The sequence below is a fragment of the Filimonas lacunae genome (genome assembly GCF_002355595.1).
Classification (GTDB): Bacteria; Bacteroidota; Bacteroidia; order Chitinophagales; family Chitinophagaceae; genus Filimonas; species Filimonas lacunae.
The window spans coordinates 610,025-635,932 of sequence record NZ_AP017422.1 but is presented as its reverse complement, the minus strand read 5'-3'; the positions used below and the strand labels follow the sequence as shown (position 1 = coordinate 635,932).

The following is a 25,908-nucleotide window of genomic DNA, read 5'->3' as shown; positions in this document are numbered from 1 at the left end:
TTAAGACCCCAACAAAACTTTCAGTCTCTTCTGTAAATCTTCACCGCGTAAATCTTTGGCTATTACCTTTCCTTCTTTATCTAACAGAAAGTTAGTGGGCACTGATTTAATACCAAACTCTAATGCAGCTGCATTTTTCCAACCTTGCAAATCGCTCAGGTGTGTCCAGTTTAAATGATCGGCATGAATAGCCTTCAACCAGGCTTCTTTGCTTCCATCTAAGGATACACCAACTATTTCCAATCCTGCTTCGTGCCAGGTGTTATAAGCTGCCACTAAGTTCGGGTTTTCTTTACGGCAGGGACCGCACCAACTAGCCCAGAAATCAACCAGCACATATTTGCCTTTAAAATCAGACAAAGACACAGGCCTTCCAGCCGTATCAACCATGGTTAATTGCGGCTTTGAACCTATAGCGGTTTTCCTGGTTAATAGCAATGCCTCCTGTAATTTCTTGCCGTAATAAGATGCCCTTGCTACCGTGTCCATGATAGCATACATATCTGCAGCTTTATCAAAAGCATTGTAACCCGCATAATGGGTAAGGGCTGCAAAAGCACTTACTGCAGAGGATGTATGTGACTGCACAAATGTAGTATGCACCTGATCATCTTCTTGTTCCAGCTGTTTACGGGAAGCATCGAGCAACGCTTTGGAAGCCGAATCCGGCTTGCCTTTAAATACTTTGTTTAACGAATCGGACAAACGGTAATAAACACCTGCCTTTACCTTCACGACGTTAAATGCTTCGCAATAGGCTTTCCAGTCTTCATTTACCGCACCTGCTTTTACTACAGCACTGCTCAATGAATCTTTTTTTGCGTTAAATGTTACCGGGGTATTTTCCAGGAAGAAAGCGCCCTGGCTGTAGGTTTTGCCTTGTTTGATAAAAGCAAAAACAGGATAAGGCACAGTGCCGGCAAACCGGAACTGCCCGTTTTGTACCCGTGCAGAATCGGTTATTTTTTCTTCACCCACTTCTTTTACCAGGTATACCCAGCCTGTATCCAGCCCGGCAATAGTGCCTGCGATGGCATACCCTTTCACTTTTGCTTTTACTGCTTTTTTAGCAGTTTGGGCTGCTGCGGTGGTTACCGCAGCAGCTGCAAAAGCTGTACATATATAAAAGGCCAGTTTCTTCATACTCGTTTATCTTGATTAGTATTAGTAATCGTTGTTTTGCGTAAGATTGGTATTCAGCGAGCGCTGGTTATCCGGAATAGGGAACAACAGATGCCCTGGTTTAGATACCAATGCAGGCCTGCTGGCGCCCAGCTCACTGATAGCCCTGTTGGTACGCTTTAAATCAAACCAACGGTGGCCTTGCTCACCAAACAATTCCAGTTTACGTTGTAACATTACCTCATCCATCAGTTGATCTGCTGTTAAACTTTCACTTAACAATGCCAGGCCTGCTCTTACACGAACACTGTCTAAATCACTGGTAGCACCAGAAGTATTCCCCTGTTTTAACCTGGCTTCAGCACGAATCAGGTATTGCTCTGGCAAACGCATCATTACAGTAGCTTCATCCCCGGCTGTAGTGCTGCTGGGTAATTTATATTTAGTAATAGTACGTAGCGTATCAGTACCATTTACCACGTAAGAAGTCCAGTTAGCCTTCCGCAAATCAGCTGTATCAAATGAGCTGTATACAGCTTTGTTCAGATACCAGGGCGGTAAAGTAGTGGTAGTAAGTGTTACATAATTATATCCAACGGTAGAATAACCGTAATAAGACGGTATTTGCCAGATAGTTTCTGTACTTGCATTTTTAAACACCTTGGTCAGATCCTTCATAAAAGAATAAGTGCTGGTTTGCCCTATTACAGAAGCAGCCTGCGCCTCAGCATTAGCATAATCTTTCTGGTACAGGTATAAACGGGCCAGTAAAGCCGAAGCCACCGCCTTATTTACACGTCCTCTCAGCGTTCCGGTGTAGGCTACCGGCAATAAGCTTTGTGCCTCTGTAAGATCGGCAAAAATTTGCTTGAACATAGTAGCAGAGTCTGTTCTTGGCATGTACTTATTAGTCTCAGCGTCATTGGCACCTGCACTTACAATTAATGGCACGGGACCAAATGTATTATACATACTAAAGTATATATAAGCACGCCAGAATTTTAACTCACCCAGTAACAGGCTTTTAGTGCTGGCAGTAATACCGGTAGAGTTGGTTACGCCATCAATAGCCAGGTTTATCTGAGCCATTACATAGTAGGCATTTTTCCAGTGTGGAAGAAGTACTGTATTGCCTACTGTAAGGTTATTAACCGAAAACTCAGCATACGCTGCATCTGTAGTAGCAGATGACATGGTATACATTAACTCATCAGAAGAAAGTCCTGTCTGAATAGTCTGTGCCTTTAAAAACTCATATGTATAAGAGTAGCTGTATATAGCCATTACTGCTGAAGTAGCGGAGTTATCAGAAGTAAATACTGCATCACCACCTATTGATCCATTAGGAATACCCGGATCAAGGCTTTTAGAGCAGGAAGCCAGCAATACTACCCCGGCCAGCGCCATCGCCTGCATTTTTATTGAACGAACTGAATATGTAATAAACTTCATGTTACTTTTTTGTTTTAGAATGAACAACGAATACCAGCCACCATAGTTCTTAAAGGTGGCACAGCCATAGTACCGGCGCCCAGGCCAGGAGCTGCGCCCACAATAGAAGTTTCAGGATCTAACAGGTATTTTTGTTTAGACCAGGTATATACATTCTGTACCTGTACGTAAATGCTGCATGACGACATTTTCAGCTTTTGAATCCACAACTGTGGCAGCTGATAAGTAAGGTTGATGTTTTTAAATCTCAGGAAAGATGCATCACCCCAGAAAGCAGTAGATGTGTTTATTAAAGAAGCATTGAGTCCACCCGGTCCACTGGTAGAAGTAGTTGCTTTTCCTAACACGGTATTATCTCCCTCCTTTTGCCACCTGTTTACAACAGATGTATTCTGGTTGTACATGGAACCACCTATAGGACCAATAATATTGTTAGTATAGCCATAGCGATGTGCAAACTGGAAGAAGAAGCCTAACTGGAAGCCTTTATAAGTAAAGGTGTTGTTTAAACCTCCGAAATAAGGAGTACCCACTTTGGCATACTGACGGTCAGATACATAGTTAATAGTACCATCACTGTTTTTATCTTCAAAACGATAGCCACCGGTTTGAGGATCTACGCCCAGGTAATTATAAATCCAGATTAGATCTGCTGGTTGACCTATTGCATAAGATGACTCATAAGAAGAACCTTTTAAACCGGGGAATTTAGTAAGCCTGTTTTTGGTAATAGAAATATTGAAGGAAGAGGTCCATTCAAAATCCTTTTTACGAATGTTGGTAGTATTTAACTCCAGCTCCCATCCCTGGTTTACCACAGTAGCCGGGAAGTTACCCAGGTAAGAATCGGTACCCACCTGCGCCGGCAGGTTCACATTCAGCAGTTGGTTGCTGGCAACGTTTCTATAGTAAGTAGCATTAAATACAATACGGTTTTCTATAAAGCCCAGTTCCAGGCCTAACTCTGCTTTTTTGTTGCTTTCCCATCTTAAATCATTGTTAGGATATACACTGGAAACCGTAGGATAAGTCACTACTCCTCCCTGATAGTTGTAACCAGAACCTGCTACATTGTACAAGGTCATGTACTTATAGTTAGGTATCTGATCATTACCGGTAATGCCAAAGCTTCCTCTTAACTTACCAAAACTCAGGAGAGGCAATGCCTGCTTCACAAATTTTTCTTCAGAGAATATCCACGCTGCACCGCCGGCTCCAAAATTACCATGCGCATAGTTGGCGCCAAAACGGGAAGAACCATCCCTTCTGAAAGTAGCATTAACAATGTATTTACCCAGTATGTTATAGTTTAAACGGCCAAAACCTGAGTTAAACTTATAGATATAATTAGTGTTGCTGCTAACTGCAAAAGCGGCAGCACTGATAAGGCTTGTTAACAATGCATCATTGGTATACCCTGTACCAGTAATGCTGGAACCACTGGAAGTGGCTTTTTGAAAGGTACTTCCTACCAATGCCTGCAATTTACCTTTCCACACTTTTGTAGTGTATTCGAGCTGAGGCTCAGCTACCAATGTTTCGTTACGATTGTTAGTAAAAACCGATCTGCCGGTAGTGGTGGAAGCCGGGTTATAGGACGACATTGGCTGACGGCCATTCTGATTTAAAGTAACTACGTTATAACCACCGGTTACTTTGAAGAATAAACTTTTATAGATATTATACTTCAGGCTAAAGTTAGCCAGGAGGTTGGTGGTTTTACTCTCATTCACTTTAGCCTCATATGCTTTAGGGTTTGTGCTGGCATACGTAACAGGCGCCCAATATAATGAACCAGTGCTGGCATACATAGGGTAGTTAGGTGGTAAATTATAGAAGTTTGAACCGGCATCATACATAGGCAATATGGTGTTGTCGGTAGAATAACTTATATCCATACTAATGTTCAGTTTCTGATCGCGTGTGGTATGATCGAGATTTAACCTGTTAGAGAAACGATTGGAATGAAAATCGCCCTGGAACACTGTACCATTATGTGTATAGTTACTATTAAACAGGAAACGTGTACCACCGTTACCGCCACTTACTGTAGCATTAGCGCTGGTCATAGCTGCACTACCACCTATCAGGTATTTTTGCCAGTCGGTAGTTTTAGTGCTGTCCCATACCAGTAAATCAGGGGCATTAGTGGCTGTAGGAGTAGTGCCGGCATTCGCAAATGCTTCTCTGCGCATTTGTAAATACTGGTGAATGTCCATCATAGGCACAAATCTCCCTACCTTGCCTGCGCCCGAGCTAACATTTGCATCCAGCTTGGTTGTACCTGCCCTGCCTTTTTTGGTAGTGATCAAGATTACACCATTAGACCCACGTGCACCATAAATAGCGGTAGCATCCGCATCTTTCAGCACATCAATACGCTCAATATCGTTAGGGTTAATGTTGTAAAAAGGACTGATAGCACCGGCAGATGTGGTAGTTCCATTCAATGCCAGGTTATCAGAAGCTGGTTGACCGCCGTTAAAACCACTGAAAGTAACCCCATCAATTACATACAATGGCATGTTACCAGTAGTGCTGATATCTAATGAAGTTCGTCCGCGAATTTGCACAGTAGTCTGACTACCTGGTATACCGTTGCCTTGTGTCAGCTGCAAGCCTGCTATCCTGCCCTGTAAAGCATTCAACGGGTTATCTATAGGCTGGCTTTGAATTACTTCCGCTTTAACTGTTCCAACAGAACTGGTGTTGTAGCGTTTAGTGGTAGTACCATAAGCAATTACCACAGTTTCATCCAACTGATTTTGTTGAGTAACCAGCACAAAGCTCACTATTACCTGTTTGCCTTTTACAGTTAATTTTCTTTCCTGCTTTTTAAAACCAATCATGGTTACTTCTACCGTGTAGGTTCCTTCAGCAATATCGGCAAAGCTAAAAGCACCTTTGTTATTGGTTTGAGTGTTCAGGTTCAGTTCTTTTATTACCACACTGGCACCTTCTACCAGATTGCCCTTATCATCTGTTACATTGCCCGAAACAGCAGACACCACCGGTGGCTGAAAAGCCGCCTGCAACACCTGCTGTTGCTGCACTTCCTTTACCTTCACAATTACTGCATTATCCACAATATTGTATACCAACGGCTGATTTTTAAAACATTCGTCCAACGCCTGCTTCAAGCTTACGTTAGACAATGCCATATCCACCTTACCGGCTTTCTGCAGCATGGGATAGGTATATAAGAAAGTATAGCCTGTTTGCTTTTTAATAGCCGCAAACACTTCTTCCAGGGAAGCATCTTTTACATGTATCGATACCTGCTGGCTAAAGCCGCGGGCGTGAAGCTGTAACATACCTGCTAAAAGAAATACTATGGTCAGTTTCATCACTAACAGCTTTTGTTTAGAAAATAACTTCTCAGGTGGCATAGCATTGCCACGTACGAATAGATTCATACTTTTATACCGTTTGGTTTTGTTGATTAAGTGGTTAAGTCAATATCTCGCTTATCGCTAAACCTTTCTTCCGGGGGTGTTCGCAGCACTCCCGGTTTTTGTTTAGCCTGGCATCCGTAGTCTGCTCTCTCTAACTCTACATTGCTAAAAGGGGTTAAAAGGTGAAAAAAGTTTTTTGATCGTTATGGCTTTACAATCACTTTCCTGTCTTCCAATCTAAAATGCACAATACCGGTCAGCTCCAGCATTTTCAATACTTTCGACAGGTTTTCACTACAAGGTATTTCACCGCCAAAATCTTCATCACTTATCTTCCCTTCGTAAACTATTTCTACATTATACCAGCGTGCAATCTGGCGCATGACTTCTTTTATGTTCTGGTGGTGAAAGGCAAAGCGGCCATTTTTCCAGGCTACCGCCCCTTCTGTATCGGCGTTCTTCACCAGCAGTTGCTGTGAATAAAGGTCCAACGCCGCTGCCTGTCCGGGAGCTATACATTTGCTCTGGCTGCCAATACCTACTACAACCGAGCCTTCCAGCAGTGTAGTGTTCACTTGCTGCTCTTCCTCATAAGCATTGATATTGAAATGGGTACCCAACACTTTTACATCCATTTTACGCTCGCCTGCTCTTTTCACCGGCACTATTACGTGAAAAGGCTTGGCTGAATTTCTGGCTACTTCAAAATAACCCTCGCCTGTTAATTCCACTTCGCGGGTGGCGCCATTAAAAGCAGTAGGATAACGTAAGGAACTGGAAGAATTTAGCCATACCGTGGTGCCATCAGATAAGGTTACCTGGTAGCGCCCGCCTAAAGGAGTAGACAGCAGGTTGTATTGCATGACTAAAGCACTGGCAACGCTATCCTGCTGGTAAGCAATTTTGCCATCACTGGCTTTAATAACACTGAAATTATTTTGTGAGGTAAGTTTCCCGTTACCGGCATTGTCCAATACAATTACTGACCCATCCGCCAGGGTAAGGGTGGCTTTGTTTCCACCTGGTGCAACATCCTGCTGAGCGGTTGCGGTATGTTTGTTGTCTGTGTGCTGCGATGCTATGTAGATAGCCGTGCCCGTTGCCAGTAATAGTACGGCAGCGGCTATTTTAAACAGGCTACGTTTGTATAAAGGCACAACAGGAACCACGGGCGTGCTTTCCTGCTCAATTTGCAGGTTGATGCGTTGCAGCAGGTTATTTTCCAGTTGTTGTTTGTGATCGTTGTTCCATTGGGCAGATGCCTTCTCCTGTGTGTGAAAGTGCTGATAGTATTGTTCAATAAAATCCTTTTCGGCAGGAGTAGCAGTTCCCTCCTGGTATTTTTTTACCAGCTTAAGCAGTTCAGTTGGATTTACCGGTAACATAAATGTTGCGTGTGTCTGTTTTATAGTATGTCACACGAACCGGAAAAACTCCCAAAAAAAATTTAACTTTTTTTATTTGAGGGTGGAAGTCAGTAATATCAGCAGTGGTAATACACCTGCGCGCAGGTCCTGTAAGGTAGTTCCCAGCTGGTTTTGCACTGTTTTTTGAGAAATATCGAGCATATCGGCTATTTCGCGGGTAGAAAGTCGTTCGTGAAAGTACAGTTGAAATATTTTGCGCCGTTTGTCAGGTAAAGCGGCTTCGTAGGCAGCGAGTAAGGCGCTGAGTTCTTTTTCCAGCAATTTATCATCGGCGTTTGCCGGGCTGGCAAGGGATTGGAAAGGTTCTAAAAAACTATGTGCAGCCCCCCGCTGCACATAGTTGAAAACTTTAAAACGAACAGCTGTATGTAAATACCCCGTTACGTTGTCTATATTAAGAGAAGCACGGCGTGTCCACAAACTGGTAAACACATCCTGTACTATATCTTCCGCCTGGGCATCGTTTTTTAAACGTTGATAAGCAGTATCATACATCTCTACCCATAATCGCCGATACAATATTTCAAAGGCCATCCGGTCATCCTGCTGTATCAGCTGAACCAGTGCTTCGTTACTATATGTAGGATATTCGGACAATAGGGTATGCTTATCTAACAGCGGGCGAAATTAGCCAAAAAAAGATAATTCCACCAATCTTATCGCCTATCTCCTATATCTGCTTTCCTGGATATATTATTGGCTTCTTTTACCAGCCCTATAAATTCAGTACGGTATTTTTCTTTGTCTTCACCCTTGGCTTTTTCTGCTATTTCGGCAATTTCTTTATAAGAGATACTACCGGCATATTTCGATTCTCTCAGCTTCATGCCAAACGCAGCTACTGCGGCGGCAAAGCGTAAATTTTCAGAAGCCTTTTCAAATGATAACTGGTTATCCAATACCGGCTTTTCCAGTAAACGGCTGGTGTTGCCATCGGGTTGTTTGTAACGCAGTTTGATGTTCAATACTTCGCCGGATACTGTTGCAGGTGTGCTGTTGGCAGCAGCAGCCACTACAGGCTGATAACGCAGTTTGTCAACGCTGTCCAGCTCTGGTGCATCCACGCCGATTGGGATAATTTCATATAAAGCCGTTACCGTGTGGCCGCTGCCTAATTCACCGGCATCTTTTTTATCGTTGTTAAAGTCTTCTTTTGCCAGTACCCTGTTTTCATACCCGATTAAACGGTACCCTTTTACTTTAGCGGGATTGAATTCCACCTGCAGCTTTACATCTTTGGCAATGGTAAACAGTGTACCTCCAAACTCATGTACCAGCACTTTTTGCGCTTCGCTGATGCCATCTATATATGCATGGTTGCCGTTGCCTTTATCGGCCAGCTGTTGCATTTTACTATCCTGGTAGTTGCCCATGCCATAACCCAGCACAGTTAAGAAAATACCTTTCTCTCTTTCTTTTTCAATGAGCTTGATTAAATCGCCTTCGCTGCTGGCGCCTACGTTAAAGTCGCCATCGGTACATAAGATAATACGGTTGTTGCCTTCTTTTACCAGGTTTGCCATCGCTACTTTATAAGCCAGTTCAATACCCTGGCCACCTGCGGTAGAGCCACCGGCACTCATGTTTTTAATAGCCTTTTTAATGGTAAGCTTGTCATCACCGCTGGTAGAGGGTAACACCAGGCCTGCATTACCAGCATAGGTTACAATGGCAACTTTATCCTGTGGTCTTAATTTATCGGTTAACAGTTCCAGGGAAGATTTTACCAGTGGCAGTTTGTTATCATCTTCCATGCTACCGCTTACATCTATTAAAAACACCAGGTTCGAAGCAGGCAGTTTATCTTCTGCCATCAGTTTACCCTGCAGGCCAATTAAAGCCAGCCTGTGCTTGCTGTTCCAGGGACAAGTAGCTATTTCGGTGTTTACGCTAAAAGGATGCGCATCGGCGGGCTGTGGATAATGATAAGTAAAATAGTTAATCATTTCTTCTACGCGAACTGCATCTGTAGGTGGCATCATGCCATCGGTAATGAACCTGCGTATATTGCTATAGGAAGCGGCATCTACATCAATCGAGAAAGTAGACAACGGATTATCACCTGTTTTCAGGAAATCGTTTTCTTTCATAGCGCTGTATCCTTCACCGTTGGTGTCGTATGCTTGTGGCGCGGGGTTGTACCATACATTTTCTTTATCGGCAACCGGCGATGTAGCAAAACTTTTTATTGCAAAATAACTGGCAGTACCTGCCGCTGCCTCTACTTTTAAACCCGGCACGCGACCTTGCAGCCTTTGTATAGATCCCTTAACATCTTTCTTCACCTGAGGTTGACGTTCTACCACAACCACTTCATCCAGCGCAGCTTCTGCTGGCTGCATTACAACCGTGATGCTCTTTTTACTGGTAACAGCTACTTCCTGGGTGACATAACCGATGTATGAAAAAATTACGGTTGGTTTTTCAACAGAGGTGGTAATGGCAAAAGCGCCTATATTATCTGTAAGCACCGTTTTCTTTGATCCTTTAATGCTTACACTAACGCCAGTCAATGGCTTGCCGGCAGCGTCCGTAACTTTACCACTTAACTTCCATGTGTCCTGCTGTTTAAAGGCAAACAGTAACAGCAGTATTAATAACAGGGGTGATGCGTATTTCATAAAACTACATTTGCTATAAGGATGCGGCTACGCTTTTGATTACATAAGAAAGAAAGTATTTTTTATGCTATTTCTTTTGCGATCATCTTCTTTTTCTTTTGCCGTGAAAAATCCGATGCCATAGAGAAGGCTTTTTAGAATAGACTACTACTCCCATGTAATCTATTTCTTCCAGTTTGCCTTGCAATTGTTCCTCCACTGTAACATTTTTGATTACAGGTAGTTTATTTTGCAACACCAACGTAACGGATGTATATAGCTGCGGATGTATGGTTTGTGTTACCGCAGCTGCTCCTGCACTTGCCATCAGTGTAACACTGTCTGCTATGCTATATAAATGAAGGGTAAATGCACCGTCAGCATTGGTAAAATCGGTGGCGCAGCTATCGGCTGTTGTAATAAAAGCATACTGCACAGGCTCGCCCAGGTTATTACGTACTATGCCTTTGATGGTGCCCCCTCCTATTCCGGGAATAAAAGTGGTATGCCCACCTTTAGGGGGATACGCCATTACTACAACTGGTGGTAAGTTATCATTCTCTTTCAAAGGTTGCTTTTGTGTAGTGCTATCTGTTCTTTTAGCAGGCATTTGTGCGGTTGCGCGATTCCACCAAAGCATCAAAGGCATAGTACACATCAGCCACCACTTTGCTTTAGGTGGCACTGGCATAGGCTGTAGCTCCCTTCCTGATTGGCTTTCACGTATACGGGCACAAATACCCCCTTTTGAATGTGATAAAAAATCCAATATCTGCTGATCGGTCATGCTGCTAAAATCCACTACCGTTTTGCTACAGGCGTTACAAAAGCGGCCATGCTGTACAGGCTGCATGCCCTGCCAGCTTTCGTTACAAGGGTTTTCAATGCCAATTCTTACTCCACTCATAATACTATTAATTTGTTGGTATATTGTTTTTGGGTTTGCATGTCTACCATACGCACGTAATACAGGCCTGGTATGCAGTTGGAGGGAAGTGTTATTTGCTGTGTTATTCCTTTAGCGGCTTTATAGGTTTGTGTATACATCACTACTCCACTGTTATTAATCACCTGTAGTGAATAGTTATCCAGGTCTTTTACATATACATTTACCTGCTGATGCCTTTGTACCGGATTAGGGGCTACTGTAAAACGGGGTTGTTTTACCAGTCTGGCAATGGTATCTTTTGTACGCATCAGTAAAGTGTCTACTTTCATCACACTTACACCGCCCATTACTAAACGGCCCACCACTTTTCCATAGCTTGCTACTGTAACCGGCTTCAGTGTGTTTACGTTTTCCTCTAATACTACATCTTTTGTTACACGGTTGTCAAGCGCAATAGTCTGGCGGTTGTTAAAGTATCCAAGGCTGCTTACTTCCAGTACAACCGAATCGGCCCAGGTAGCCAATTGTATGCTGTATTCGCCCTGTTCGTTGGTAGTGGTTCCATCCTGTGTAGTGGAAATGGAAAGTACTGCATAGGCTATAGGTGCGCCCTGTGCATCGGTTACTTTACCCGAAAGCTGCACCTTGCGGGGAGCCATTTTCCCCATTTTCAGTGTACGTTTTTCAGGCGCTTGCTGCTGGTCGGTGGCTGCCTTCGCTTTTATAGTTGACTGGGCTATGCTTCTATTAAAGAATAACAATAAAGGCATTGCCAGCGCCATCCACCATTTGGTTTTAGGCGGTATAGGCATTGGCTGTATATCACGTAGTAATTGAGTATTGTTTACCCTCCCGCAGGTACTGCCTGCTGCTTTTGCCAGGTGATCCAGAATCTGCTGGTCGGTCATAATACTAAAATCTACCACGGCCTTGTTACAAGCATTACAAAAACGACCCTGTTCCACAGGCGTCATTTCGTTCCAGTTTTCGTGGCAGGGCGTAGGAATTTGCAATCGTATAGTTGGCTTCATAAGCTGGTTTTTACAGCCAGATGCTTAAAAAATGGGGATTACATAAAAAAGGGGTTAAAAAAAGTCCACAATTCCTATGGGTTTGCTTGCCGGTTATGGATAATTCTCTAATTTGGTGTTCGCACATGAGAGTTATGCACGTGGAAAATACAGCACCCCGCAGCGATGAAGAATTGCTGACTGCTTTTCGCCATACCGGCGACCAGCAAGTGCTGGCCACACTTTACCTACGCTATGCCGATCTGGTGTATGGTGTTTGTTTTAAATACCTGAACGACGCAGAATCATCCAAAGATGCCGTAATGAACATTTACCAGGAACTGCTGGTAAAACTGCCTAATCACGAGGTAGACAATTTTAAAGGCTGGCTGTATGTGGTAGCTAAAAACCACTGTCTCATGCAGTTACGCAAAATGAAGCAAACTATTACCGTTTCTTTTGACGTCAACCTTGTGCAATCGGAAGATTTTTCGCATCTGGATAGTGTATTGGATAAAGAACAGGAATTTAAAAAACTGGAATCGTGCCTGGAAACGCTTCCGGAAGCACAGAAACAGGCGGTACAACTCTTTTACCTTCAAAACAAATGTTATAACGAAATAACCGGCATTACCGGTAACGACTGGAACAAGGTGCGAAGCCTGATTCAAAACGGCAGAAGAAACCTAAAAAATTGCATGGAAAGCAATGGCTGATCAAAATGCACATATCAATTATTCTCTTTCTGACATCGAAAGGTACCTATCCGGCAAAATGCTGCCGGGTGAGATGCACGATATGGAGAAAGCCGCCCTGCAGGACCCCTTCCTGGCAGATGCCCTGGAAGGCTATTCACACGCTCCCCTGCAGCTGGCAGCCAAACATCTGAACCAGATTGCCGCTTCTTTGCAACAGTCGAAAGAAGAGGCTATAATAACCCCTATTGCCCGCACCAGCTGGCAATGGTGGAAAGTTGCCGCACTAGTGATTGTGATTGCCGGCGCAGGTGCTATCAGCTACCAGATTCTGCAACCTTCTTATACACCGGATAGCCAGGCCAGTCGCGAACTGGCACAAAACCAGCCACAACAGCCTGCAGCTTCCACTGCTCCTGCCCCGCTGGTAACTCCTAAAATAGTTCCGGTAGTGGGCGATACTATCAAGCCCAGCCGGGAAACAGTAAAAAGGACACAAAAACTGCCTACACTTTCCAATAGCACAGCGGTTGAAGTACAAAGCATGGCCCCCAAAAAACAGCTATTGCCTTCTGAACAGAAGAAAGAAGAAGCTGCCGCGCCGCTGCTTTCGCTCACACCCGCTGCTATACCACCTCAAACTGTGACCTCAACATGGGCCGATACCATAGGTATAGGTGCGTATAAAGATAAGCTCAACGAGGTAGTGGTAACGGGCTATGCCGCCAACAATCAACGTGTAGCAGCTGCCTTACAAAACCGCACCGCTGGTGTTAGTGTTGAGAAAAGTGTAGCAGCCGCCGCGCCTGCTTCTTATAAATTATCAGGCACCATTACTGACCAACATGGCAAAGCCCTGGCAGGTGCTACTGTAAAAGCAGTAAACGGACATGCCTTTTCTATTACAGATGACAAAGGCCGCTTTGCTGTAAAAGCAATGGACTCTACCGGCAAGGTGGAAATTGCTTCGGTAGGTTACGAAACCACTGTAGCCAGCGTATCTGCTTCTAAAAGCAATGTTATTTCACTGGAAGAAGAAGGCGAATCATTGTCTGATATGGTAGTAACAGAATTACATACCCGCAGCAAAGCCAAAGAAACCGCTAAAAAATCAGGCACAGATAGCTTGTATCCCGATGGTGGCTGGCAATCGTTCCAGGAATATGTATATAAAAAGATACACCAGGAAATGGATACCACCGGCTCCAGCCAAAAGATAACCGGTGAAATAGAATTGGAATTTGCTATTGACGCTAATGGCAACCCTTACGATATGAAAGTGCTGAAATCGTTCAATAACTCCATGAATGATAAAGCTATTTCCGCTTTGGAAAATGGTCCTAAATGGATTGGGAATAAGAAGAAGAAAGGGCGCGTGATTGTAAGGTTTTAAAGGGTGTTACGCTACAAACTCAGGCTCCAGCCTGTTATTTACTTTGCCCTCCTGATTCAACAAAAACGACCCGCCAACAGGCAGGCCGCTTTACACGTTAAAACGCTATCTCTACTACGCTTATGAACGTCTTCCAAAACCATTGTTTCCCTTGTTGTCATTACCACGTTGTGGCTGACGGTCAGGTTGTTGATGGTTAAACTTTTCATTGGCATTATTATAAGCATTCCTGTTTTCAGCATGGTGCATATACGGTGCCTCCTGTCCTTTAATACCAATTACTCTTTTATTACGGAAGTCAAAGTTTTTGAAACGACCAGGTAACTGAGGCGCTTTTCTCCAGTTAGCCCCATCGCGGTATACATACATTTTTTCGTTAACGGAATAGTAGCAATCGGCATCAGGTATATAGTAATAATCCGCATCACGCGTGTTACTGTTATTTACCCAGGTAGGCTGAGCACCTACATTTATGCTTACATTGAATCGAACCTGAGCGTTAGCTGAATGGCTAAATACCAGGCTGCTGATGACTACTGCTGAGAGAACGATTACCTTTTTCATATTGTTTGCTTTTATACTGTACATATTTCAAAGCAAATGCCAGCCATCGTTAAATACAAAATGCTGCTACGCAGCCAGGGTATGTGTGTACCAAATGGTGAAATATTGCGATAAACAGGCAGAATTACCGCAAAAAGAAAAGCCGCATCCTTTAACAGAAGCGGCTTTCTTGTATCATTCAGCTAATAAACCCTGATTATAATTCTACTGGTTTGTGTGCAGGCACTAAAGCCTTCATAATCACCCATGCCAGTAAATAAGCAATGGCACAAAATGCAAACATGATAGTATATCCTGTTTCAATGTGTCCTACTTTTTTGTAATGATCAAACAGTGCTCCACCTACTTTAGAAATCAGCACACCACCTAAACCACCGGCCATACCACCAATACCCACAATAGAGCCTACGGCTTTTTTAGGGAACATGTCTGATACGGTAGTGAAGATGTTAGCACTCCATGCCTGGTGGGCAGCGGTTCCAATACCTATTAACAATACAGGAACCCAGAAGCTGATATAGCCTAAAGGCTGCGCCAATAACACCAGCAATGGCACCAGGGCTATTACCAGCATAGCGCGTCTGCGGCCTGCAAATGGGCTTAATCCTTTGTTGATGAAATAAACGGGGAACCATCCGCCACTGATACTGCCAATCATAGAAAGGCTGTATAAGATAGCCAGCGGCATAGAAATGGCCTGTCCGGTAAGACCATAGGCTGCTTTTAGGTAGGCAGGTAACCAGAACAGGAAAAACCACCATACACCATCTGTTAAAAACTTACCTACTACAAAAGCCCAGGTTTGATTATAACCTAACAGTTTTGTCCATGATATCTTTTGTTGAACGGCCACATCTTCAGAAGGGGCAACATGTACCGCTTCATCGCTATTAATATAAGCCAGTTCTTCCGGCGACAGTCTTTTTTGCTTCTCTGGTTTTTCATAGAAAAACAGCCAGAAGCCCAACCATAAAAATCCAAACAAACCTACTATCACAAAAGCCGCTTCCCATCCCCATGCTGCCTGAATAGCAGGAATGGAAATAGGCGCAATGATAGCGCCGATATTAGCCCCGGAGTTAAATATACCTGTAGCCAGGGAACGCTCTTTTTGCGGGAAGTATTCGGCTGTAGCTTTAATAGCTGCCGGAAAGTTACCAGCTTCGCCCAGGGCCAGCACCATACGGGAAAACATAAAGCCTAATACAGAGGCACTCCAGACAGTAATACCTAATAATTGAAGTATATTGGCAATACCTGATCCTATCGGGAAAGAAAATGCGTGCACTAAAGCGCCAATCGACCATATGGTAATAGCAAGGCCATATCCCCATTTAGTTCCTACTTTATCAATTACCCTGCCTGCAAATAACATGGCAATGGCATAGAAAAGCTGGAAAGCAGCAGTAATATCGGCATAGTCGCTGTTTGTCCAGTGGTATATTTCCTCCAGGTGTGGCTGCAATAAGCTTAGTACCTGCCTGTCTAAATAGTTAACGGTAGTGGCGGCAAACAACAGTGTACAGATCGTCCACCTGTATTTGCCGATTTTGGTTGAAGACATGCGAATCGTTTTAGCGGTTTTTCGTTAAATGGATTTTAAAGTATGCAGGGTTGTAGCAGTGGCTGCTGTAATAGCTGCTGCATAATCGGCCTGTGCCAATACTTTCTTATTAATCAGCTTGCTACCTAAACCTACTGCGTTTACACCTGCGGTAAACCAGCTACGTAAATTAGCTTCGTCCAGCTCTACACCGCCTGTTGGCATAAAGTACATAGCCGGGAACAGGGTGCGGATGGCTTCTACAAAACCAGGACCCAGTACGTTGCCCGGGAACAGTTTTACAAAACGGATACCCGCATTTTCTGCTGTGATAATTTCGGTAGGCGTCATACAACCCGGCACATACAGTAAACCAAATTCGTTGGCTACTTCCAGTACCTCAGGCACATAACCGGGGCTGATTAAAAAGTCTACACCGGCTGCCACAAAAGCACGTGCATCGGCTGCATTTTTAATAGTACCAATTCCTATTTCCAGGCCAGGCAGTTCTGCATCACGCAGCTGCTTCATGGCTTTAAAGTTATCCAGTGCTGCAGCGCCACGGTTGGTATATTCTACCGCGCGAATACCGGCTGCATATAAGGCTTTCAATACTTCCAGTGACACAGTAGTGTCGGCTTCAAAATACAAAGGCAGTATGCGTTGTTGCAATACGGCCTGTAACGAACTATCTTTTTTGCTCATAACGTTGAATAGTAGATTGAACAGCCGCAACATCCTGCCGTGTAGCATCGCCTACTTCCTGCAACTTACCAAAGGCTGCTGCTGCTGCATAATTAATAATATCCTGGGGCTGGTGGCTATTGTACATGCTGTAAATAAGACCACCCATAAAACAATCGCCGCTACCTACTTTATCTACTATTTTATCAATAGTAAAGGTGGGCGATACATATTGCCGGCCACCTGTTTGCAGGGCCGCATAGTATAAAATGCCACCGCCTTCTTTATCAAAACGGAAGGTGTTAGCTACTGTATGACAGGTAGGAAAATGCTGCATAATCGCATTAGAGGTTTCTACAGCGTGCTGTAGGTACTCGGTACTGTTATCAGCCGCCACCAGGGTTTCGTTCAAAGGCATGCCTAGTAAATTAGCGGCAGCCCAGATGTTGCCCATAATTACATGGCAGTATTTAGCCAGCGCAGGCATTACTTCTACCGGCTTTTTACCGTACTGCCATAATTTGGCGCGGTAGTTCAAGTCAACAGAAATAGTTAAACCTAAGCGGGTAGCAGCCTGTAGTGCTTCTTCCAATACGGCAACTGCATCTGTATTCAAAGCAGGACTAATAGCGCTGAAATGAAACCAGTTGGCATCTTTCAGGGTTTCGTCCCAGTTAATCATACCGGGTTTTAAAGAAGCGAAAGAAGAATAGGCGCGGTCGTAGATAACACCAGCGTTCTTTAAATCAGCTCCCTGTGGCAGGTAGTAAGTGCCAATGCGTTCACCGGAAAAGTGTACGCGGCTCATGTCCACATGCTTCTCGCTGATTAAATCGCATATTTCCTGCGATAAATAATTCTGTGGCAAAGCGGTACAATACTGTACCGGCACCTGCCAGCCGGCTAAAGCCTGCGCTACGTTTAACTCAGCGCCACCCACAAATACAGGCAGCACATTGGTTTTTAACCACTGCTGACCTAATACGGGCGACATACGTAACAACAACTCGCCAAAACAAAATACTTTCTTCATGTTTATCAATCTGGGGGTTAAAGGGCTTAGCGCATATCAGCTAACGGAGCAGGGTCCATATCGCTGTAAGTATAGTTTTCACCGGCCATGCCCCATATAAAGCCGTAGCTGGCAGTACCGCAACCAGAGTGTATGCTCCATGGCGGAGAAATAATAGCTTCGTTGTTGGCCACCAGCAGGTGACGTGTTTCAGTGGGCTCGCCCATGAAATGGAACACGCGCTGATCGGCTTTTACATCAAAGTAGTAATAAGCTTCCATACGGCGGGTATGGGTGTGTGATGGCATGGTATTCCAAACACTACCTTCTTCCAGTATGGTTAAGCCCATTACCAGCTGACAGCTTTGAATGCCATCGGCATGTATGTAACGGTAAATAGTTCTTTTATTGGCGGTAGCCTGGCTACCCATATCGCCACCAGACGCCTGGTCTTTGCTATACTTAACGGTAGGATAAGTAGCGTGTGCGGGAGCAGACAACAGGTAAAAAATAGCGGCATCGTTTGCGTTTACGCTGGCAAAAGAAACTTCTTTTACCCCTTTGCCTAAGTACAGGCATTCCAGTTTATTTAACTCATAAGTAACGCCATCGGCCACTACTTTTCCGGCGCCGGCAACGTTGATGATACCCAGTTCTCTTCTTTCCAGGAAATAATCAGCCCTTAATTCGGAATGCGCTTCCAGTTTCAACACCTGGTTCACTGGTTTGGCACCGCCCACAATCACGCGATCGTAGTGCGAGTATACCAGGTTCAGCTTGTCATCCTGCATTAAGTTCTCGATCAAAAAATTGCTACGCAGTTCCTGCGTATTCATCTGGCTGGTTTCCTTTGGACTTTGCTGAAATCTAACTTCCATCATTCTATATTTTAATCGGCCTGTAAGGGCCTAAAACTATTTACAATTTTCGTATTCACTATCCTACTCTATCTGCCCATCCATCCACCATCTACCGTAAGGATAGTTCCCTGTACGTAACTTCCGGCATCGGATGCCAGGAATACGGCAGGACCTTTAAAATCTTCCGGCTCGCCCCAACGGCCCGCTGGAATTCTGTCGAGGATTGACTTGCTACGGGTCGGATCGTTACGCAGCGCTTCCGTGTTATCAGTGGCAATGTAACCTGGTGCAATACCATTTACATTAATGCCTTTGCCAGCCCACTCGTTGGCCAGTGCTTTCACCAGGCTGCTTAATGCGCCTTTGCTGGCTGCATAACCAGGTACGTTAATACCGCCCTGGAAGCTTAACAACGAGCAGGTAAAGATAATTTTACCGCTGCCGCGCTGTAACATGTGTTTACCAATTTCCCTGGCCAGCACAAACGGCGCATCCAGGTTTAAAGACAGCACACTATCCCAATACTCATCAGGGTGTTCAGCTGCAGGCTTACGCATAATAGTGCCTGCGTTGTTTACCAGGATATCGATGTTCGGGTTTTCAGCCAGCAGTTTTGTAATAAACTCATACAGCTTTTCCCGGTCGCCCAGGTTAGCCTGATAAGCCTTGAACTTGCGTCCCAGGGCAGTTACTTCCTTTTCAATATCGCTGCCTTGTAAGGCTACCGATCCTGAAACCACGAGAATATCTGCACCGGCTTCCGCCAGCCCTACTGCCATTCCTTTACCAATTCCTTTGTTACCACCGGTAACCAATGCTGTTTTTCCTGTAAGATCGAATAGTGCTTTGCTCATTCTGCTTTATTAGAAGCAAGGCCAATGTTGCCACCGGCCTTGCTTTGTTTATCTTAAAATATGTAGTTCCTGCTTAAAGAATTACAGATGTTTTCGCTGATGATGTCGTTAAATAACTGTGTATTGGCATCTGTCAGCTTGGTAGCCACCAGTGAACGGATGGAGAAAGAACGTAAAGCGTCTTCTACAGACAAAGTGCCTTCCGCGCTATCTTTTCTACCGGTGAATGGAAATACGTCCGGACCACGCTGGCACTGACAGTTGATATTCACACGGCTTACCTGGTTCATCAATGGATCGATGAGGGAAGCTACTTCATTTTTATCATAACTGAAAATACTCACCTGCTGGCCATGCGTAGAGTCGATCAGGTATTGAATCGGCGTTTCCAGATCGTCGTAAGGCACCACTGGAATCACTGGTCCAAACTGCTCTTCGCGGTATACTTTCATCTGATCGTTCACGGGGAATAATACCGCCGGATATACCAGAGATTCTACCGTAGCACCACCATTTTCATTCATGATTTTAGCTCCGAACGATACTGCATCGTCAATGATATCTTTCAGATAAGCAGGCTTGCCCGGCTCTGGTAATGGCGTTAACGCCACACCTGGCTCCCATGGCATACCTACTTTCAATTTGTTCACCTCTTCGCTTAACGCTTTAGAGAACGCATGGGCGATAGAACGGTGTACGAAAATGATTTTCAGTGCAGTGCAACGCTGACCGTTGAAAGAAAGCGCACCCAGTACGGTTTCAGAAACGGCTTGCTTTAAATCGGCTTTAGCGGTAATGATAGCTGCGTTTTTAGCATCCAGCCCCAGTATCGCGCGCAGGCGGTTTACTTTCGGGTGCAGTTTTTTCAGCTCATTGGCCACACGGCTGCTACCAATTAAGGTAAGCACGTCAATTTTACCGGATTGCATTAAACCGGGAACAATACTGTTACCACGTCCGTAAATGGTATTTACCACACCTTTAGGGAAAGAATCGCGGAAAGCTTCCAGTAAAGGATAGTGCAATAAGGTACCATGCTTCGGAGGTTTGAACAACAGGGTGTTGCCCATGATAATAGCCGGTATTAAGGTGGTAAAGGTTTCGTTTAACGGGTAGTTAAACGGCCCCATACACAATACCACGCCTAAAGGCGAACGGCGCACCTGCGCCACAATGCCCTGCTCATCTTCAAAAGTAGAAGACTTACGGTCAATGCCTTTTAACGCTTTAATGGTAGCATCAATATATTCTACAGTTCTGTCAAATTCCTTTACAGAATCGGCATATGATTTACCAATTTCCCACATAATCAGCTTTACCACTATGTCTTTCTTCTCTTTCATTTTCTGCGTAAACTTCTTTACACAGTCAATGCGTTGAGCTACGCTCATAGTAGGCCATTCGCCGCGTCCGTTATCGTAAGCTTTTACAGCTGCGTCTAATGCTTCTGCTGCTTCTGCTTCGGTACAAATGGGGTACGAGCCAATGAGCTTACGCTCCAGGCCGTTAGGTGTTTGCACACACACAGGAGAATATACCGGGTGAACGGTACCATTCCACTGTTTCATTTCACCATTGCAGAGGTATTCACGCTGGTTTATTTCACCAGGCAAAGCAAAGCCCTCCGGAATGGCGTCTGCTGCCACAAATTTGCTGTGTAGCAGCTCCTCAAAAGTCAATTTAGTTTCTACCATCTTGTATAAAGGGTTATTTAATCAATTGCGCGTTAGCAGCACTTGTTTCCGGCGTTCTTAAATACTGCCAGTTAAAGTATTGCTTTGCATTGTTATAGCAGATGTCTTGTACCACCTGGCCAATCCATGCAACATCGTTTGGCAATTCACCATTTTCCACTTCTTTACCAAACAGGTTACATAATAACCTGCGGAAATATTCGTGGCGTGGGAACGACAGGAAGCTGCGAGAATCGGTAAGCATACCGATAAATCTGCTTATTAAGCCCATGTTAGATAAAGCGTTCATCTGGCGGGTCATACCATCTTTCTGATCCAAAAACCACCAGCCACTGCCAAACTGCACTTTGCCGGCAATAGAGCCGTCGTTGAAGTTACCAATCATGGTAGCCATCAGTTCGTTATCGGCAGGGTTCAGGTTGTATATAATGGTTTTAGCCAGTTTGTTGCCATCATCCAGTTTGCCCAGGAACTTTGCCAGTGCGCGGCCCTGTTGGAAATCGCCAATAGAATCCCAGCCGGTATCTGGTCCTAACTCACGCATTCTGCGCAGGTTGTTGTTACGCAATGCACCCAGGTGATATTGCTGTACCCAGCCTCTTTCCCAATCCCACTCAGCAAAGTATACCAGCATGGCCGATTTAAACTGTCTGCGTTCTTCCAGTGTCAGTTGACCGCCTGCCATTACTTTTTTGAATATCTCTGCTACACCAGCTTCGGTATAGTCTTCAGCATAGATCTCTTCCAAACCGTGGTCACTTACGCCGCAACCATTGGCAGCAAAGTAGTCGTGACGGCTTTTTAACGCATCCAGGTAGCTTTTGAAATCGGTAACGCTTACGTTAGCGGCTTTCTCAATACGACCTACATACTTAATGAAATTCTCTGTATTATCTACGTTCATTGCAGCATCCGGACGGAAGGCTGGTAATACAGGTGTTTCAAAGCTGTCTTTTGCTAAAAACTGGTGATCTTTTAAATCATCAGCCGGATCATCGGTAGTACAAACCATTGCCACGTTCATCTTGCGCAGCAGGTTACGAACGGTGAAGTCTGGTGTGCGCAGTTGCTCGCTACAGGTTTCGTAAATGCTTTTGGCAGTATCGGCGCTTAACAGCTCGTTTACACCAAAGTAACGCTGTAACTCCAGGTGTGTCCAGTGGTACAGGGGGTTACGTAAAGTATAAGGCACTGTTTTAGCCCATTGTTCAAATTTTTCATAATCAGGCTTGTTACCAGTGCAATAGCTTTCGTCTACTCCATTGGTACGCATAGCGCGCCATTTATAGTGATCGCCATACAACCACACCTGGGTCAGGTTCTGGAACTGATGATCAGTTGCTATTTGCGTTTGCGGCAAATGGCAGTGATAATCTATAATAGGCATATGTTTAGCAAAGTCGTGATACAGCTTTTCTGCGGTTTTATTTTCCAGCAGAAAGTTTTCATCTAAAAACTTCTTCATGATTATACGTATTCAAAAGTCAACATTACAGTTTCAACAAAGGATTATAGCGATACCCCTCTTTTCCATGGAATAAAATCATCCTGGTTTAACAACACCGCTTTAGGTATTATCTCACCGCTGGCTGCTTTGATACAATATTCCAGGATATCCTCACCCATTTCTTCAATGGTTTTCTCACCATCGATAACGGGACCGGTGTTGATATCAATTACATCACCCATTCTTTTTAACAGGGCTGTGTTGGTAGATACTTTAATAGTAGGACAAACGGGGTTACCGGTAGGTGTGCCCAGGCCTGTAGTAAACAGGATTAAGGTAGCGCCTGAAGCTGCTTTACCCGTGGTGGCTTCTACGTCGTTACCAGGCGTACATACCAGGTTTAAACCGGGCTTAACCGCAGGCTCGGTATAATCCAGTACATCTTCTACCACAGAGGTACCGCCTTTACGTGCTGCACCTGTGCTTTTGATAGCATCGGTAATTAAACCGTCTTTGATGTTACCGGGAGATGGGTTCATGTGAAAGCCGGAGCCTACTTTATGTGCCGCATCGTTATAGGCTGTCATCAGGTGAATAAACTTCTTGGCCGCATCTTCATTCCTGGTACGGTCAATCAGTTGTTGTTCTGCACCGCATAGCTCCGGAAACTCAGCCAGTAATACTTTACCGCCTAAAGCCACCAGTAAGTCGGAGGTGTAGCCTACAGCCGGGTTGGCTGAGATACCGCTGAAACCATCACTACCGCCACATTTCACCCCTAAGGTTAATTTGTCCAGCGTAGCAGGTTTGCGGGTGAACTTGTTTATTTCTATAAGGCCTTCAAATGTTTTGCGTATAGCATCAGCAACCAATTGCTCTTCACTTTGCGATTGCTGTTGCTCGAAAATGTATAAAGGCTTGTTGAAGTTAGGATTGCGCTGTTGCAGGTCGTTTTTAAAATCCTGTACCTGCAGGTTCTGACAGCCCAGGCTTAATACGGTTACACCTGCTACGTTTGGATGATCGGCATAAGCAGCCAGCAACTTGCTTAACACTGCCGCATCCTGACGAATGCCACCACAACCACCCTGGTGGTTCAGGAACTTAATACCATCCACGTTTTCAAACACACGCTTTTTGCGTGCTTCTTCTGAAGTTTGCGGGGCTAAGTTCAGGTTATGAATATCTTCTCCTTTTTTGTAAGCTTCCACCAGTTCGTGTGCGTAGCTTTTGTACTTCTGGGTAACAGCATAGCCTAATTCGTTATGTAAGGCTTCTTTAATTACATCCAGGTTTCTGTTTTCGCAAAACACAGTAGGGATAAACAGCCAGTAGTTGGCAGTACCTACGCGGCCATCTTCACGGTGGTAACCGTTAAAGGTTCTGCCTTTGAATTTATCAACGTTAGGTGCAGTCCATGTGTAATGGAAAGGCTTGTAGGTGAAAGGATCAGAAGCGTGTTTTACGTTGTCGGTGGTCATTAACCTGCCCTTCTCAATAAAATGCTGCGCCTTTCCTACCAGCACACCGTACATGATAATTTCATCACCGGTTTGTAAATCGGTAGTAAAAAATTTATGTTTAGCATGCACGTCATCGGCAAGAATATATTTTTCTCCGTCCAGCTCTACCTGCTGTCCTTTGTGTAAATCAGTCAGCGCCACTATCACATTGTCGGCTGGATTCACTTTTAAAACTATCTTTTTCATCTGGGGTTTATATTAAAGGTTATATCTATCCTATCACTTTCTTAGTATCCAAATCAGCCACAATACTGCTTACGGGTTGTGTGCTTAACACATCCAGGTAGTGTGCCACTGCGTCGGCAAAGCCGTTGAGTGCACTTAAATCGCTACCCCATAAAGCGGTATCGCTTAACACCTGCTGTACCAGCGACAGGCCGCTGAACTGCTGCCATTTTTCGTACAGGATGCCTGCTTTATCATCATTAATAATGTATGTTTTACCGTTGGCAGTGCCTTCAAACTTGCCTTCCGCATTTTTCTGGCTGCGCATAAACAGCAGGTAGGCTGCCATACCCAGGGCCATGTGTGCAGGTACGCTTTGTTTTTTCTCGTAGTACCAGTTGATGATAGGCACATTACGCATAGCCATTTTAGAGGTGTACTGCATGGTAATGCTCAACCACAGATGCTCGATATGCGGGTTTTTGAAACGGTCAATTACCTGGCTGGCAAACTTAGCAGCTGCTTCCGGGGTAATTACTTTGCTGGTAATAGCACCGGCAATTTCTTCCTGCATCAGTGTGCTTACATATTTTTCAAATGCGCTATCCTGCATGGCTGCTTTTACAGTTACAAAACCTGCCAGCACGGCTAAGCCGCAGCTAAAGGTGTGTGTGCCGTTTAAACAACGTAGTTTCAGTTCTTTAAACGCCAGGATATCATCTGCAATTACTACACCTTCGTCAACAGTGCTAAAGCTTAATGCTGCTTTGCTGCGTGCAGTTTTGGCTTCAATAGCCCACAGGCTGTAACACTCTGACATAATACCCAGGTCGTCTTTAAAGCCAAGTGCCGCTTCTGCTGCCGCCTGGTCTGCCGCAGGCAGTTTACCCGGTACAATACGGTCTACCAGTGAATTACAGAATTCGTTTTCTGTGCTTAACCACTGCAGGAAAGAAGGCTCCAGCTGGTTAAAGCCTGCCAGCTCTTCTATAATACCGCGCAGTTTGGTACCGTTATCGCTGATTAATTCCGTAGGTATAATTACCAGGCCCTTTCCGCCTTCTTTATAACGCTTGTATAATACCGCCAGCAGTTTACCAGGGAAAGAAGCAGGAACACCTTCTGTAACGCTTTCTTTTACCAGGGTAATACCCACTTCGGTAGTGTTGGATATCACCACTTCCAGTGCAGGGCTTCCAGCCAGCGCCAGAACTTCCTGCCACTGATCCTGCGCAGATAACACACGGCTAACGGAGCTGTTGATAACGGTTTCTTCTACCAGCTGACCGTTTACAATGCCTTTGATGTGATGGGTATATAAATTATCCTGTTGGGTAAACGCAGCCGAATCGCCACCCTGGCTGGTTGATTTCACAATCACCACCCTACCATTAAACACGCCCTGCCTGTTGGCTTTATCAATAAAATAATCAGGCAAACCACGCAGTAACACTCCCGTTCCAAACTGTAATACTTTTTCTGGTAAAGCAAATACGTTTGCAGGCGGCATAGATACGCCAGGCTGTGCCTTAATTGCCGGAAGAGTGGCTTTTGATAAAATCATATAAAAATTGCTTAT

At 44.6% G+C, this 25,908-nt stretch carries 20 protein-coding genes; 2 read left to right on the top strand and 18 right to left on the bottom strand.

Annotation, left to right across the window (positions count from 1 at the left end):
- The 8 genes from FLA_RS02625 to FLA_RS02590 form a co-directional block, all read right to left on the bottom strand.
- Entirely contained in the window at window positions 1-1,143 is a 1,143-nt protein-coding gene (locus tag FLA_RS02625) for a TlpA disulfide reductase family protein (RefSeq protein ID WP_076381843.1), read from the bottom strand.
- A gap of 21 nt (window positions 1,144-1,164) precedes the next feature.
- Window positions 1,165-2,574 carry a RagB/SusD family nutrient uptake outer membrane protein gene (locus FLA_RS02620; protein WP_084206478.1) on the bottom strand — a complete coding sequence of 470 codons (1,410 nt, stop codon included), beginning with the start codon at window positions 2,572-2,574 and terminating at the stop codon, window positions 1,165-1,167.
- A gap of 14 nt (window positions 2,575-2,588) precedes the next feature.
- The gene (locus tag FLA_RS02615; protein WP_084206477.1) at window positions 2,589-5,990 is read right to left on the bottom strand and encodes a SusC/RagA family TonB-linked outer membrane protein; all 3,402 of its coding nucleotides are present in this window, start codon (window positions 5,988-5,990) and stop codon (window positions 2,589-2,591) included.
- Between the two features lie 182 nt (window positions 5,991-6,172).
- Window positions 6,173-7,354 carry a FecR family protein gene (locus tag FLA_RS02610; protein ID WP_076381841.1) on the bottom strand — a complete coding sequence of 394 codons (1,182 nt, stop codon included), beginning with the start codon at window positions 7,352-7,354 and terminating at the stop codon, window positions 6,173-6,175.
- A 72-nt stretch (window positions 7,355-7,426) separates the two neighbouring features.
- Window positions 7,427-7,993, bottom strand: a complete 567-nt coding sequence (locus FLA_RS02605; protein WP_076381840.1) for a sigma-70 family RNA polymerase sigma factor — start codon at window positions 7,991-7,993, stop codon at window positions 7,427-7,429.
- 59 nt (window positions 7,994-8,052) lie between these two features.
- Entirely contained in the window at window positions 8,053-10,017 is a 1,965-nt protein-coding gene (locus tag FLA_RS02600; protein ID WP_076381839.1) for a vWA domain-containing protein, read from the bottom strand.
- An 82-nt stretch (window positions 10,018-10,099) separates the two neighbouring features.
- Window positions 10,100-10,903, bottom strand: a complete 804-nt coding sequence (locus tag FLA_RS02595; RefSeq protein WP_076381838.1) for a hypothetical protein — start codon at window positions 10,901-10,903, stop codon at window positions 10,100-10,102.
- Entirely contained in the window at window positions 10,900-11,916 is a 1,017-nt protein-coding gene (locus tag FLA_RS02590; RefSeq protein WP_084206476.1) for a carboxypeptidase-like regulatory domain-containing protein, read from the bottom strand. Before FLA_RS02590 ends, FLA_RS02595 begins: the two co-directional genes overlap by 4 nt.
- Before the next feature lie 125 nt (window positions 11,917-12,041).
- Here FLA_RS02590 and FLA_RS02585 point away from each other — a divergent pair, with 125 nt between their 5' ends.
- A complete protein-coding gene (locus tag FLA_RS02585) occupies window positions 12,042-12,611 on the top strand; it encodes an RNA polymerase sigma factor (protein WP_076381836.1) in 570 nt (189 codons plus the stop codon).
- The gene (locus FLA_RS02580) at window positions 12,604-13,983 is read left to right on the top strand and encodes a carboxypeptidase-like regulatory domain-containing protein (protein WP_076381835.1); all 1,380 of its coding nucleotides are present in this window, start codon (window positions 12,604-12,606) and stop codon (window positions 13,981-13,983) included. Before FLA_RS02585 ends, FLA_RS02580 begins: the two co-directional genes overlap by 8 nt.
- A gap of 120 nt (window positions 13,984-14,103) precedes the next feature.
- Here FLA_RS02580 and FLA_RS02575 read toward each other — a convergent pair whose 3' ends face one another.
- The 10 genes from FLA_RS02575 to FLA_RS02525 form a co-directional block, all read right to left on the bottom strand.
- Window positions 14,104-14,547 (bottom strand): hypothetical protein, encoded by a 444-nt coding sequence (locus FLA_RS02575; RefSeq protein ID WP_076381834.1) that lies wholly within the window; start codon window positions 14,545-14,547, stop codon window positions 14,104-14,106.
- Between the two features lie 196 nt (window positions 14,548-14,743).
- On the bottom strand, window positions 14,744-16,111 hold the full coding sequence (locus FLA_RS02565) for an MFS transporter (protein ID WP_076381832.1): 1,368 nt from the start codon (window positions 16,109-16,111) through the stop codon (window positions 14,744-14,746).
- Window positions 16,112-16,135: 24 nt separating this feature from the next.
- Window positions 16,136-16,795 carry a bifunctional 4-hydroxy-2-oxoglutarate aldolase/2-dehydro-3-deoxy-phosphogluconate aldolase gene (locus tag FLA_RS02560; RefSeq protein WP_076381831.1) on the bottom strand — a complete coding sequence of 220 codons (660 nt, stop codon included), beginning with the start codon at window positions 16,793-16,795 and terminating at the stop codon, window positions 16,136-16,138.
- On the bottom strand, window positions 16,779-17,807 hold the full coding sequence (locus FLA_RS02555) for a sugar kinase (RefSeq protein WP_076381830.1): 1,029 nt from the start codon (window positions 17,805-17,807) through the stop codon (window positions 16,779-16,781). Before FLA_RS02555 ends, FLA_RS02560 begins: the two co-directional genes overlap by 17 nt.
- Window positions 17,808-17,833: 26 nt before the next feature.
- On the bottom strand, window positions 17,834-18,667 hold the full coding sequence (kduI, locus tag FLA_RS02550; protein ID WP_231940381.1) for a 5-dehydro-4-deoxy-D-glucuronate isomerase: 834 nt from the start codon (window positions 18,665-18,667) through the stop codon (window positions 17,834-17,836).
- Between the two features lie 65 nt (window positions 18,668-18,732).
- Window positions 18,733-19,500 (bottom strand): SDR family oxidoreductase, encoded by a 768-nt coding sequence (locus tag FLA_RS02545; protein ID WP_076381829.1) that lies wholly within the window; start codon window positions 19,498-19,500, stop codon window positions 18,733-18,735.
- Between the two features lie 53 nt (window positions 19,501-19,553).
- Entirely contained in the window at window positions 19,554-21,194 is a 1,641-nt protein-coding gene (locus FLA_RS02540) for an NADP-dependent glyceraldehyde-3-phosphate dehydrogenase (protein WP_076381828.1), read from the bottom strand.
- A 13-nt stretch (window positions 21,195-21,207) separates the two neighbouring features.
- Window positions 21,208-22,659 (bottom strand): glucuronate isomerase, encoded by a 1,452-nt coding sequence (gene uxaC / locus FLA_RS02535; RefSeq protein WP_076381827.1) that lies wholly within the window; start codon window positions 22,657-22,659, stop codon window positions 21,208-21,210.
- 44 nt (window positions 22,660-22,703) lie between these two features.
- Window positions 22,704-24,350 carry a UxaA family hydrolase gene (locus tag FLA_RS02530; protein ID WP_076381826.1) on the bottom strand — a complete coding sequence of 549 codons (1,647 nt, stop codon included), beginning with the start codon at window positions 24,348-24,350 and terminating at the stop codon, window positions 22,704-22,706.
- 25 nt (window positions 24,351-24,375) lie between these two features.
- Window positions 24,376-25,893: a tagaturonate reductase gene (locus FLA_RS02525; RefSeq protein WP_076381865.1), complete on the bottom strand. Its 1,518-nt coding sequence runs from the start codon at window positions 25,891-25,893 to the stop codon at window positions 24,376-24,378.
- Window positions 25,894-25,908: the final 15 nt, after the last annotated feature.

What these genes read in the sequence shown, in the direction of transcription:
- FLA_RS02540 (WP_076381828.1), bottom strand. Translation starts at nt 21,194, where the DNA reads ATGGTAGAAACTAAATTGACTTTTGAGGAGCTGCTACACAGCAAATTT.
- kduI (WP_231940381.1), bottom strand. Translation starts at nt 18,667, where the DNA reads ATGATGGAAGTTAGATTTCAGCAAAGTCCAAAGGAAACCAGCCAGATG.
- FLA_RS02525 (WP_076381865.1), bottom strand. Translation starts at nt 25,893, where the DNA reads ATGATTTTATCAAAAGCCACTCTTCCGGCAATTAAGGCACAGCCTGGC.
- FLA_RS02600 (WP_076381839.1), bottom strand. Translation starts at nt 10,017, where the DNA reads ATGAAATACGCATCACCCCTGTTATTAATACTGCTGTTACTGTTTGCC.
- FLA_RS02620 (WP_084206478.1), bottom strand. Translation starts at nt 2,574, where the DNA reads ATGAAGTTTATTACATATTCAGTTCGTTCAATAAAAATGCAGGCGATG.
- FLA_RS02580 (WP_076381835.1), top strand. Translation starts at nt 12,604, where the DNA reads ATGGCTGATCAAAATGCACATATCAATTATTCTCTTTCTGACATCGAA.
- FLA_RS02610 (WP_076381841.1), bottom strand. Translation starts at nt 7,354, where the DNA reads ATGTTACCGGTAAATCCAACTGAACTGCTTAAGCTGGTAAAAAAATAC.
- FLA_RS02545 (WP_076381829.1), bottom strand. Translation starts at nt 19,500, where the DNA reads ATGAGCAAAGCACTATTCGATCTTACAGGAAAAACAGCATTGGTTACC.
- FLA_RS02555 (WP_076381830.1), bottom strand. Translation starts at nt 17,807, where the DNA reads ATGAAGAAAGTATTTTGTTTTGGCGAGTTGTTGTTACGTATGTCGCCC.
- uxaC (WP_076381827.1), bottom strand. Translation starts at nt 22,659, where the DNA reads ATGAAGAAGTTTTTAGATGAAAACTTTCTGCTGGAAAATAAAACCGCA.
- FLA_RS02575 (WP_076381834.1), bottom strand. Translation starts at nt 14,547, where the DNA reads ATGAAAAAGGTAATCGTTCTCTCAGCAGTAGTCATCAGCAGCCTGGTA.
- FLA_RS02615 (WP_084206477.1), bottom strand. Translation starts at nt 5,990, where the DNA reads ATGAATCTATTCGTACGTGGCAATGCTATGCCACCTGAGAAGTTATTT.
- FLA_RS02595 (WP_076381838.1), bottom strand. Translation starts at nt 10,903, where the DNA reads ATGAGTGGAGTAAGAATTGGCATTGAAAACCCTTGTAACGAAAGCTGG.
- FLA_RS02565 (WP_076381832.1), bottom strand. Translation starts at nt 16,111, where the DNA reads ATGTCTTCAACCAAAATCGGCAAATACAGGTGGACGATCTGTACACTG.
- FLA_RS02560 (WP_076381831.1), bottom strand. Translation starts at nt 16,795, where the DNA reads ATGAGCAAAAAAGATAGTTCGTTACAGGCCGTATTGCAACAACGCATA.
- FLA_RS02530 (WP_076381826.1), bottom strand. Translation starts at nt 24,350, where the DNA reads ATGAAAAAGATAGTTTTAAAAGTGAATCCAGCCGACAATGTGATAGTG.
- FLA_RS02585 (WP_076381836.1), top strand. Translation starts at nt 12,042, where the DNA reads ATGAGAGTTATGCACGTGGAAAATACAGCACCCCGCAGCGATGAAGAA.
- FLA_RS02625 (WP_076381843.1), bottom strand. Translation starts at nt 1,143, where the DNA reads ATGAAGAAACTGGCCTTTTATATATGTACAGCTTTTGCAGCTGCTGCG.
- FLA_RS02590 (WP_084206476.1), bottom strand. Translation starts at nt 11,916, where the DNA reads ATGAAGCCAACTATACGATTGCAAATTCCTACGCCCTGCCACGAAAAC.